Source organism: Parabacteroides sp. AF48-14, from assembly GCF_003477465.1.
In the GTDB taxonomy this organism is placed as follows: domain Bacteria; phylum Bacteroidota; class Bacteroidia; order Bacteroidales; family Tannerellaceae; genus Parabacteroides; species Parabacteroides acidifaciens.
The window spans coordinates 22214-33212 of sequence record NZ_QUDI01000055.1 but is presented as its reverse complement, the minus strand read 5'-3'; the positions used below and the strand labels follow the sequence as shown (position 1 = coordinate 33212).

9 protein-coding genes and 1 pseudogene are annotated in these 10999 nt (G+C 50.5%); 3 read left to right on the top strand and 7 right to left on the bottom strand.

Annotated elements, in window-relative coordinates:
• Positions 1–402 precede the first annotated feature (402 nt).
• The 3 genes from DW083_RS19455 to DW083_RS19445 all read left to right on the top strand — a co-directional run bounded on the left by DW083_RS19455 (position 403) and on the right by DW083_RS19445 (position 4442).
• Positions 403–1740 (top strand): TolC family protein, encoded by a 1338-nt coding sequence (locus DW083_RS19455; protein ID WP_122333545.1) that lies wholly within the window; start codon positions 403–405, stop codon positions 1738–1740.
• A 33-nt stretch (positions 1741–1773) separates the two neighbouring features.
• Positions 1774–3024 (top strand): efflux RND transporter periplasmic adaptor subunit, encoded by a 1251-nt coding sequence (locus tag DW083_RS19450; RefSeq protein ID WP_122333544.1) that lies wholly within the window; start codon positions 1774–1776, stop codon positions 3022–3024.
• A 179-nt stretch (positions 3025–3203) separates the two neighbouring features.
• Positions 3204–4442 carry a serpin family protein gene (locus DW083_RS19445; RefSeq protein WP_122333543.1) on the top strand — a complete coding sequence of 413 codons (1239 nt, stop codon included), beginning with the start codon at positions 3204–3206 and terminating at the stop codon, positions 4440–4442.
• Here the strand turns inward: DW083_RS19445 and DW083_RS19440 are convergent.
• The 7 genes and pseudogenes from DW083_RS19440 to DW083_RS19410 all read right to left on the bottom strand — a co-directional run bounded on the left by DW083_RS19440 (position 4414) and on the right by DW083_RS19410 (position 10895).
• Positions 4414–4869 (bottom strand): HyaD/HybD family hydrogenase maturation endopeptidase, encoded by a 456-nt coding sequence (locus DW083_RS19440; RefSeq protein ID WP_122333542.1) that lies wholly within the window; start codon positions 4867–4869, stop codon positions 4414–4416. The genes DW083_RS19445 and DW083_RS19440 overlap by 29 nt on opposite strands.
• The gene (gene cybH, locus DW083_RS19435; protein WP_115497681.1) at positions 4862–5602 is read right to left on the bottom strand and encodes a Ni/Fe-hydrogenase, b-type cytochrome subunit; all 741 of its coding nucleotides are present in this window, start codon (positions 5600–5602) and stop codon (positions 4862–4864) included. Before cybH ends, DW083_RS19440 begins: the two co-directional genes overlap by 8 nt.
• Before the next feature lie 12 nt (positions 5603–5614).
• Positions 5615–7336, bottom strand: coding sequence for a nickel-dependent hydrogenase large subunit (locus tag DW083_RS19430; protein WP_122333541.1), 1722 nt, complete (start codon positions 7334–7336; stop codon positions 5615–5617).
• A gap of 47 nt (positions 7337–7383) precedes the next feature.
• Positions 7384–8480, bottom strand: a pseudogene (locus DW083_RS19425) (hydrogenase small subunit).
• Positions 8481–8515: 35 nt separating this feature from the next.
• Positions 8516–9556 (bottom strand): hydrogenase expression/formation protein HypE, encoded by a 1041-nt coding sequence (hypE, locus tag DW083_RS19420; RefSeq protein ID WP_122333540.1) that lies wholly within the window; start codon positions 9554–9556, stop codon positions 8516–8518.
• Between the two features lie 11 nt (positions 9557–9567).
• Positions 9568–10671, bottom strand: coding sequence for a hydrogenase formation protein HypD (hypD, locus tag DW083_RS19415; RefSeq protein WP_122333539.1), 1104 nt, complete (start codon positions 10669–10671; stop codon positions 9568–9570).
• Complete coding sequence (locus DW083_RS19410) at positions 10668–10895, bottom strand: HypC/HybG/HupF family hydrogenase formation chaperone (protein ID WP_122333538.1); 228 nt, start codon at positions 10893–10895, stop codon at positions 10668–10670. The genes hypD and DW083_RS19410 overlap by 4 nt, the downstream gene beginning before the upstream one ends.
• Positions 10896–10999 lie beyond the last annotated feature (104 nt).

Below are 10999 nucleotides of genomic sequence, written 5' to 3'. Positions count from 1 at the left end.
CATTTATTAGATTTCGAGTCTCTCTTAAACCTGAAAAATGCGTTTTATACAAATAGCCCCCCGAATAGTTGAAATTAGAAGGGATCTTATTTAAGAAAAAGTGAACCATAAGAGCAGGCTTCGTGAGGGCAGTTCGCGAACTGCCCAATAGCGACGGATAGAAACTTTTGTTGACACGAAGGGCGGTTCGCGAACCGCCCCTACGAGGTCTGTTTGATTCACATCTGCAAAAAAACGAATCCCCGAATAAAAAAGGCTTTTGCCATTGTCTAATTCTTTTACAGCACTGTCCAATTTTTTGACACTCGTTCAAAATGAATATATTATTAATGCTTTGTATTATAATGGATTGACTATTTTGGCACGCTCTTTGCATTTTATCAGGTAGAAAATAATACAGCAATGAAAAAGATAATAATTACAACAGTTCTTTCGTTTAGCCTGCTTGCCCCGATGTTGGCGCAGGATAAAATCTGGAGTTTGGACGATTGCATGCGGTATGCGGTGGAAAACAGTCCGAAGGTGAAACAACAGGCCTATACAAATAATACATATCAAGCCGAGCAACAATCGGCTGTAGCCTCTTTTTTACCTACTATCAGTACACAGGTCGATGCTCAATACAGGTTCGGTCGTTCTGTTGACCCGGGGACTAATACTTATGTAAATACGTCAACCTTTAATAATGGCTATGGTGCTTATGCTTCATTGCCGCTTTTCAGAGGGGGACAGTTGATTAACCAATGGCGTCTGGCCAATGTGAACCGCCACATGGGTAGAAATGATTTGCAGAAACAGAAAGATGATTTGGCAATCAGTATTATGGATGCCTATATTACCGTCGTGTATTACCAGGGACTGGTAAAAATGTGTGCCGATAAGTTGGAAGATAGTAAGCGCCTTTTATATAAAACCCAACGTCAGGAAGAATTAGGGCTTAAAGGTAAGGCGGATGTTGCCCAGATCGAGTCGCAGGCTGCCGGTGACGACTATAATCTGACGCATCAGCAGAATCTCTACAATACGGCGATGATGACGTTGAAGAATGCGATGAACTATCCTTCCGATCTGGAACTGGAAGTCGATACGGTTGTACCACAGGTAGAAAGCATACGGGCCGAAGAGTCTATCAGTGCGATACAGGATTATGCCATGGCAAATAACCCGACCGCCTTGCAGGCCGAATTTCAGTTGAAAACCAGTAAAATGAACTATTTAATAACAAAAGGGAAGTTGCTTCCGTCTCTCTCTGTCGAAGCCGGTATTTCGACCAGCTATTTTGAGAATTTAAAGTCTGAAACTGCTGCATCTTCTTTCAAAAGCCAGTTTAAGAATAACCGCGGGGAATATATTTATTTCAGTTTTAGTTTTCCATTGTTCGATGGCTTATCACGTATAACCAATCTGCGCCGGGCCCGCAATAATGTCCGGATCGCTTACGAAAAGCAGACGGAGACACTTCGCCAGCTGCAGAAAGATGTAGAATTGGCTGTCCTCGACAGAGAAGGTTATGCAAAGGAAACGATTCAGATGGAAAAGAAAGTAAAAGCTGATGATTTGGCATATCAGGTTACACTTCGTAAATTTGAAGAAGGATTGATGAGCCCGCTCGATGTACAGACAAATGCAACGACTTTACTGAACTCAAAAGCCGATCTTTTACAGAGACGTCTATTATATCTGATGAAATGCAGGCAAGTCGATTACTATAAGGGCCAGCCGCTTATAAATGAGAATTGAGAATTGAAAATTGAAAAATAAAAACATACAATCATGGATATACAGTTAGAAAAAAAGAAAGGTCTTCAGAAGAAGCATATTCCTTATGTAGCAGGTGGTGCTTTTTTCCTGGTTTTGGTAGGATGGATCATTTTCGGTGATCATGCTTCGACATTGAAGGTGGATGCCCGCGGTATTAACATCGGGAATGTGACAAAGGAACAGTTCAACGACTTTGTTCGCGTGGACGGACAGGTGCAGCCGATCACGGTTGTGCAGCTTAGCCCCGAAGAAGGCGGTATCGTGCAGGAAAAAGTTGTGGAAGAAGGTGCACAGGTGAAGAAAGGGGATGTTATTGTCCGTCTTTCCAACTCCGGCCTCGACCTGCAGATTCTGGATGCGGAAGCCCAGTTGGCGGAAAAGCAGAACTTCCTGCGTAACACACAGGTGGCAATGGAACAGGATAAGTTGAACAACCAGTTGGAAAAGGCTCAATTAGATGTGGATATCACACGCTTTCGCCGTGCGTACAACCAACAGAAGAAGCTGTATGAAGAAAACCTGATTGCCAAGGAAGAGTTTCTGAAGGCGCAAGAAGACTATGAACTGGCAAGCAAGAAATATAATTTGGTTGTGGAACGTTTGCGTCAGGATTCCATCTCCCGTACAATCCAGATGGAAGAAATGGAAACCAGTTTGGCCAATATGCGTAAAAATATCGCATTGGTGCACGAACGGAAAGAACACCTGAATGTCCGTTCACAGATCGACGGAGAATTAGGTTTGCTGGATGTCGTTTTAGGCCAGAATGTTTCCGCCGGACAGAAGATCGGACAGATCAACGACCTCTCGGATTATAAGATCGAAGTCATGATCGACGAACATTATATCGACCGCGTAAAGCAGGGATTATCTGCAACTTTCGAACGCCAGGGCGCTAACTTCGCATTGAGCGTACGCAAGGTTTATCCGGAAGTGCGTGACGGCAAGTTCCGTACGGATTTCGTTTTCACAGGCGAACGTCCCGATAATATCCGCAGCGGACAGACTTATTATATCAGCCTGGAACTTGGTAAGCCGACAGAAAGCATCATCATCCCGCGTGGAACATTCTTCCAGAGCACGGGCGGCAGCTGGATTTTCGTACTCGACAAAGACGGCAAGAAGGCTTATCGCCGCAAGATCAAGATCGGACGTCAGAACCCGCAGTACTATGAAGTGATCGACGGTCTGGAAGCAGGCGAGAAAGTTATCGTCTCCAGCTACGAAAGCTATAAGGACAACGAGGTTTTAGTATTGGAATAATATTACTGGACGCAGATAGCGCAGAGGACGCAGAATAACGCAGACAATATTAATTATTAAAAAACAAGTCTGCGTCCTCTGTGCTATCTGCGTCCGGTAAATTTTATCCGAAGATGATGCAAGGTTTCTTTTCGCCTTGCATTTATTGTATATAAACGATTTATAAAACGAAAAGAATCATGAAGAAACTTATTTTTGCCTTATTTGTACTTTGTGCGTTCGCCTCTTGTGATAATGGCGACGATGTTGTGCCTAAAAAAGACCGCACGGATATTCCGCTGACCAAGTCCGAACAAGCCCTTGCCGATGCAGGCAACGATTTCGCCTTTTCCCTGTTCCGCCAGGTCAGCAACAGCCATGCACAGCCGGCTAATATAATCCTGTCGCCGATCAGTGTCAACTACATGATGTCCATGCTTAATAACGGAGCGACCGGAAAGACAGCGGAAGAGATCGCCCGGACATTGGGATTTGAGGGAGCGCAGCCTGATGAGATAAATGCGTATAACCAGAAGATGCTTGTCGCCTCTGCCGACATCGACCCGCAGGTAACGGTTCATACGGCGAACTCCATTTGGGTAAGAAACGGACTTAACGTATTGCCGGCTTTCTGGGAGGCGAATGAGTCCTATTATAAAGCTACTGTGCGTAACCTGGATTTCTCCAAACCGGATGCCTTGAAACAGATCAACGACTGGACTTCCAAGAATACGGATGGCCGGATTCCGAAGATATTGGATGAGATCAATCCGAATGCCAGCATCTATTTATTGAATGCAATTGCTTTCCGGGGCGAATGGAGCACGCCTTTCGAGACAAGCAATACGAAAAAGGATCTCTTTACCGATGCACAGGGACGTGAACAGGAGGTGCAGATGATGAATGCCTCTTTTTCCGGCGTTGTTTGCGAGCATGAGAAGTTCCGTATGTTGTCACGCTCGTACGGCAACGGCGCGTTTTCCATGTCGATCCTATTGCCGGACGAAGGTGTGACGAATGCCGAAGTGATCGCCTCGTTGACGGGTGAATCGTGGAGACTGCTTCCCGGGAACCGTAACGGTTATCAGATTCATTTGAAGTTACCCCGTTTCTCGACTTCATACGATATCGAACTGAATGATGTCTTGCAGGCGTTAGGCATCACATCGGCATTTTCCGCCGCGGATGCAGACTTCTCCAAACTGAGCCGGGAACGGATCTTTTTGTCGCGCGCCTTGCAGAAAGCCCGCATAGAGGTAGACGAAGAAGGGACGAAAGCTGAAGCCGTCACAATGGGCGAGGGCTGGGTTTCTTCGCCGGGTCCGAGACCGGAAATGCAGAAGATGGATTTCTTCGTGAACCGCCCGTTTATTTATCTGATCAGCGAATACAGTACGGGCGCGATCTATTTCATTGGTGAGATAAACAAGATCGAATAAGTTCCACCACCTTCGGAACTGCCGCTTCAACAACAGGCGTCAGTTCCATTCCCACCTCGCTGATATCCGCTGCGGAGATAACGATCAGCTGGATATCCGGCAGTTTCCCAGTCAATATCATTGCCTCGATCATGTCTCGGAGACCGATCTCGTGCGCACTCATAAGCGGAGGGAAGTCTGTTGCATAGCGCGGACGGATCAGGCGGATGGTGCCCGGCGGATTATTGTCGAGCGTGGCGTCGACCATGATAATCCGGTCGTAATCCTGTATCCAGGCGATCAGGTGCAATCCGCCTGTCCCGCCGTCCATCAGGGAGACGTTGGGAGGCAGTTCCTCATTTTCTAAGGCGCGGATTACGTGGATGCCGACACCTTCGTCTTTCAACAGTAGGTTGCCGACACCCAGGATCAATATCTTTTCATTCATTTTTACGGGCTGATTTGGTGATTGTTTCGGCTGTCTCCGTTACTTCTTCCTTATCGGCAATCTCTTCCTCGATAAACTTCCAACCGCCGATGATGGAAGACGTTTCACCGCGTTGCTCGATATAATCATGGTAGAACACCAGGTAAATGTGCACGATAGCAAAAAGGATGAAGAACCACATCAGGAAATGATGAATCTCGCGTGCCACCAGATCGCCTCCCATCAACGGGACTGTCCAGGCAAAGAGTTGTGGAAATATGGACTCGCTCATCTTGGCATACAGGCCGAATCCGGTGATGGATTGCAGCAGGAACGCCCAGAAGATGCCGAAATAGATCACACTCGCCAACGCGTTATGCCCGATACTGTCTACCGGCTTGTTCTTGATCATCAGGATATCCACCTTTATCACTTCGACAATCTCTTTCCATTGCGACTTCTTCAGCGGGATGAAGTTGTTCCAGCGCGCATACCGGTTCCCGACGAATCCCCAATACAAGCGGAAAACGAAGTTAAAGAAGAACACGAACGCCGCCACAAAATGGATGAAGCGCACCGTTCCGAACCAATAACTGAAGTTAGCCTCTGTCTCTGTCATGATGGCGGGCGGATCGGCTATGATAAAACCGGTGATGCAGAGTATCACGATACAGAGTGCATTCAGCCAGTGATAGATGCGCACGGGAAGTTCCCACACATATACTTCTCTTAAACGTTTCTTACGACTTTTCATTGAACTGCATGATTAAAACATATCCATTTGATGCACATATTTCCCCTCTTCGTCGTACAGGTGCACGGCACAAGCTAAGCAGGGATCGAACGAGTGGATGGTACGGAGAATCTCCAACGGCTGTTTCGAGTCGTACACCGGCGTACCGATCAGGGCCGATTCGTAGGCGGAAAGGATGCCCTTTTCGTCACGCGGAGAGGCATTCCAGGTTGTCGGCACGACCATCTGGTAGTTTTTTATCTTCTTGTCCTCGATCACGATGAAGTGGGCGAGGGCCCCGCGCGGTGCTTCGGTCAAGCCGACACCTTGCGCCTGTTTGGGCCAGGTTTCCTTTTCCCACATATAATGGTTGACCATGCGGGAATCGCCGTTCTCTAAGTTCTTGATCAGGCGGTCGTAGAACTCCAATGCCCAGTCGGCAGCTAATTTGCTTTCCAGTCCGCGGGCAGCTGTGCGTCCGAGGGTCGAGAAGAGGGCTTCGGCCGGCAGGTCGAGCTGTTTCAGGGTATCGTCGATCAGGGTCTTTTGCGGTTCCTTGCCGGCGGCATACGCCACGATCATACGGGCCAGCGGACCGACTTCCATCGGTTCTTCTTTCCAGCGCGGCGTCTTGATCCAACTGTATTTATCTTTCACATCCAGGTGTGTGTAGGGCGGACGGGGACCGGTGTAGTTCAGGTTTGTTTCACCTTCGTATGGATGCAGGCCGGCTTTGTCGCCTTGCGTATAGGTGTACCAGGAATGGTAAATATATTCCTTGATTTCTTCGGACGAGTTGGCATCGACGGGATGCACTTGGCTCAAGTCGCGGTCCAGGACGATCCCGCGCGGCATCTTGTAGCTGTCCGTATCCCCATATTCGAACATCGGGAAATCACCGTAGGAGAGATAGTTCCTGACGCCGCCGCCGATCTTGCTCCATTCGTCCTTATAGACATTCGCGATCATCAGCAAATCGGGGACATAAACTTGGTCGATAAAGGTCTTTGCCTCCTGTAGCTTTTGTTTGACCAGGTCAAGGCGCTCGGTGTTGACGGCGTTGGCCTCGTTCAGGTCGATGCTGCACGGCATACCGCCCACTAAGTAGTTCGGATGCGGGTTCTTGCCACCGAAAACGGCATGCACTTTCACCACTTCCTTCTGCCATTCGAGGGCTTCGAGATAGTGGGCTACGGCAATCAGGTTCTGTTCGGGTGTCAGCTTATAGGCCGGATGTCCCCAGTAGCCGTTGGCGAAGATGCCGAGCTGTCCGCTGCCGACAAACTTCGTGAGCCGTTCTTTCAGTGCCGTGAAATAGCCGACAGAACTTTTCGGCCAGGGCGAGAGTTGTTGGGCAAGCACTGAAGCCTGGGCGGGATCGGCTTTGAGGGCGGAGACGACGTCCACCCAGTCGAGCGCATGCAACTGGTAAAAATGGACGACATGGTCGTGCATATATAAAACTGCCTCCATGATGTTGCGCACCAGTTGGGCATTGGGAGGTATCACGATATCGAACGCATTCTCAACCGCCCTGACAGAACAAAGGGAGTGGATGGAGGTGCAAACCCCGCAGACACGTCCTACGAATACCCAGGCATCGCGCGGGTCGCGGTCTTTCACGATTGTCTCGATTCCGCGCACCATCGTACCGGAGCTATATGCGTCCTTGATCTTACCATTCTCTATTTCGGCCTCTACACGAAGATGGCCTTCTATGCGGGTAAGCGGGTCTACTACTATTCTTTCTGACATGACTCTTTTGAATTAATAATTGATAATTAAGAATTAAGAAATGGAGGTTAGATGGTGGATTTGCTTTCGGGCTCATCGTTGTCGATCAGTTCCTTCTTGCGTATGTTAGTGGCTACGGCGTGTACGGCAATGCCGGCAACAGTCGCGGCGCCTACTGCCAGGCCGATCTGGTCGGCGGTTGCTCGATACCAAAGCCATGCACGTCGGGCAGTCGTTTATAGAAGGGACTCATGTCCCAGAACCCAGCTTCGCTGCACCCTAAGCAGGGATGCCCGCTCTGGATCGGGTAGCTGGTGCTCTCGTTCCATTTAATGATACCGCAGGAGTTATAGGTGTTCGGCCCTTTACAGCCCACCTTGTAAAGGCAGTAACCGCGTTTGGCATTCTCGTCGTCGAAACTCTCGACAAAGAGGCCGGCGTCGAAGTTGGCACGGCGGTAACAGGTGTCGTGCACGCGGCGGTTGTAGAACATCTTCGGACGTCCTAATGCGTCAAGCTGCGGCATGCGGTCGTAGGTCAGCATATAGACGATGACGCCTGTCATTACGTCGGCGATAGGAGGGCAGCCCTGCACGTTCATCAGCGGTTTGCCTTTGATCAGTTTGTGGATGGCTTTCGCTCCTGTCGGATTAGGGTTGGCGGCCTGTACGCAGCCGGCCGATGCGCAGTTGCCCCATGCGATGATTGCTTTTGCTCCTTCGGCGCATTCTTCGACGATCTGCATCGCGCTCTTTCCGCCGACACAGCAGTAGGCTTCATCGCGGGTAGGGATGGAGCCTTCGATCATCAGGAGATATTCTCCCCAATATTTCTTCATGGTCTCCTCTTTGCAGGCTTCAGCCTGGAAACCGGAGGCAGCCATCAGCGTCTCTGTGTAGTCGAGTGAGATGTTATCGAACAGCAGGTTGCCCACCGTAGGATGATAGGAGCGGATGAACGATTCGCTACAGCAGGTGCATTCCTGCAGGTGGAGCCAGATGACAGGCAGTCGGGGCTTCGTTTCGAGTGCTTTTACAACTTGTGCCACACCGCTCGATTCGAGTCCGATAAGGGCGGCAACGGTGGTACAGAATTTCAGGAAATCCCGGCGCGAGATGCCTTTCTCCAGGCATTCTTCGTAGATAGACGGTCTTTTATTATCCATATCTTAGTCATTTGTGTTTCTTTCTTCTCCCTAAATCAGCATATCCTCGGCAACTGCTCTCCGCTGAGCATATCGACGATCCGGTAGTTGCCATACAAGGTCTTCATCTTCACCAACGGCTTGCCTTTCATGGCGATATGGCCAATGACGGCAGCTCCTTTCCCTTCGGGACTGTTTCGCATGATAGCGAGCGCTTCGTCCGCCTTCTCTTCCGGCAGGATTGCCAGCACCAGGCCCTCGTTGGCCACATAAAGCGGATCGAGGCCCAATATCTCCGAAGCTCCGCGCACAGCATCCGGGATGGGCAGCGAAGCCTCGTCCAGGATAATCTCCACACCGGCAGCCTGTGCGATCTCGTTCAGTGTCCCGCTCACGCCTCCCCGTGTGGGGTCGCGCAGGACATGGACGTCCTCTATAGAATCCAACAAGCCGGCAATCATATTGTTCAGCGAAACTGTGTCGCTTTTCAGGTTTGTCTCGAATCCGAGACTTTCGCGGGCGGAAAGGATGGTGATGCCGTGAGGGCCGATCGGTCCGCTGCATATCACCACGTCGCCGGGTTGTGCCCTGTCGGGGGAGATGCGGACACCTTCGCGTACGACACCGATGCCGCTTGTATTGATGAACAGTTTGTCGCATTTGCCCCGTTCCACCACTTTCGTATCGCCAGCCACGATCTGCACGCCAGCCCGTTCGGCAGCAGCTTTCATCGACCCGACGATGCGTCGGAGGTCAGACAGCGGAAGCCCTTCTTCCAGTATAAACCCAGCTGTCAGGTAAAGCGGACGGGCGCCACAGCAGGCAAGGTCATTCACTGTCCCGTTCACGGCCAGATCGCCGATATCACCGCCGGGAAAGAAGATCGGGTCTACTACGAAGGAATCGGTTGAGCAGGCCATCCGCCCGGCTTCCACTGGAAAGACGCATCCGTCATGGTCCTGTTCCAACAACGGGTTGCGGAAGGCAGGGTAGAAAATGCCGCTGATCAGTTCGTGCGTCAGCCGTCCCCCGCCGCCATGTGCCAGTAGCACGCAGTCGGAGTCGGTAAAAGGGAGGGGACAATTGGTTGTTATCATATCTCGTTGTCTTATTTGTATTTATAATAAGCTGCACATACACCTTCCGATGAAACCATCGGCGCACCGGCCGGATGTTCCGGAGTACAGCGGGTCCCGAAGAAGGGGCAGTCTTTGGTTTGTTTGATTCCTCGCATGATGTCGCCGGCGATACACCGCTCCCTTCCCGCGCTCGACACGGAATCGCAAAGAGGCTGCTCGTCAGCCGGCAAAGGAAAACGCCGGGCGGCATCGTATCGTGCAAACGCTTCTTTCAGACGCATCCCGCTTTGTGGAATTATCCCGATCCCCCGCCATTCCTGGTCGCAGCTTTCAAGCATCTCCGCCATCAGGGCGCGGGCTGCAGGATTTCCCTCTTCGGGAACAGCCCGTTTATAGGCATTTTCAACCTTATATATACCCGCTTCCAGCTGAAGCAGGCAGCGGTAGATGCCATAGAGCAGGTCGGTCGGTTCGAACCCGGTGACGACCATCGGTGTTTTATATCGGGCAGTCAGGTGGTGATAGGCTTCGTTCCCGGTTATAGCACAGACATGACCGGCTGTCAGGAAACCGTCCACGCGTGACCCGGCGTCTGTCAAGATCGCCTCTATAGCCGGCGGAACCATGAACAGGGAAGTGAGCAATGAGAAGTTATCCAGTTTCCGGCGTATCGCCTCTTTCAGGGCCATCACGTGCACCGGGGCAGTCGTCTCAAACCCTATCGCGAAGAATACAATTTGCTTATCCGGATAACGGACAGCCAGGTCTACGGCGTCCAACGGCGAGTACAACATTCGGACATCCGCCCCGTGCGCCTTCACCCGGAGCAGGTCTTCCCGGCTTCCCGGCACGCGCATCATATCGCCGAAAGAGGCCAGTATGACATCCGGCCGTTTCGCCAGTCCGAGCGCCCGGTCGATAATCCCGACAGGTGTCACACAGACCGGGCAGCCCGGTCCGTGAAGCAGCCTGACTTTTTCCGGCAGCATCTCTTCCAGGCGATACCGGGCGATGGCATGCGTTTGTCCTCCGCATATCTCCATGATATGCCAGGGTTTCGTCACCACCTTCCGGATAACCCGCACAAGTGACCGGACCTGTTCCGTATCCCGGTATTCGTCAATATATTTCATTCGATTGTCAGTTTCTTCAGATCTTCCAGCGTTTCGCAAGCCTGTTCGGCATCGACAACGGCAATCGCCATCCCGGCATGTGCCAGGACATAATCACCTTGACCTGCATCGACCCATTGGATGCAGATGTTTTTCACAATCCCGCTAAAATCTACTTTAGCCATTTTAAGCTCAGGAATAGAATCGTCGACGCTCAGTATTTTTCCAGGTATAGCAAGACACATAGTAATATAATCTTTGTTATATTTATCTAACTCCAAAAGTAGGCAATATGTTCAGAAGAAATGTATCATATCACACATTTCTGTTTATCTCCCGGATAGATATA

Coding starts and splice junctions, on each gene's coding strand:
- DW083_RS19440 (WP_122333542.1), bottom strand. CDS start 4,869: ATGAATGAAAAGATATTGATCCTGGGTGTCGGCAACCTACTGTTGAAA.
- DW083_RS19450 (WP_122333544.1), top strand. CDS start 1,774: ATGGATATACAGTTAGAAAAAAAGAAAGGTCTTCAGAAGAAGCATATT.
- hypE (WP_122333540.1), bottom strand. CDS start 9,556: ATGATAACAACCAATTGTCCCCTCCCTTTTACCGACTCCGACTGCGTG.
- DW083_RS19410 (WP_122333538.1), bottom strand. CDS start 10,895: ATGTGTCTTGCTATACCTGGAAAAATACTGAGCGTCGACGATTCTATT.
- DW083_RS19445 (WP_122333543.1), top strand. CDS start 3,204: ATGAAGAAACTTATTTTTGCCTTATTTGTACTTTGTGCGTTCGCCTCT.
- hypD (WP_122333539.1), bottom strand. CDS start 10,671: ATGAAATATATTGACGAATACCGGGATACGGAACAGGTCCGGTCACTT.
- DW083_RS19430 (WP_122333541.1), bottom strand. CDS start 7,336: ATGTCAGAAAGAATAGTAGTAGACCCGCTTACCCGCATAGAAGGCCAT.
- DW083_RS19455 (WP_122333545.1), top strand. CDS start 403: ATGAAAAAGATAATAATTACAACAGTTCTTTCGTTTAGCCTGCTTGCC.
- cybH (WP_115497681.1), bottom strand. CDS start 5,602: ATGAAAAGTCGTAAGAAACGTTTAAGAGAAGTATATGTGTGGGAACTT.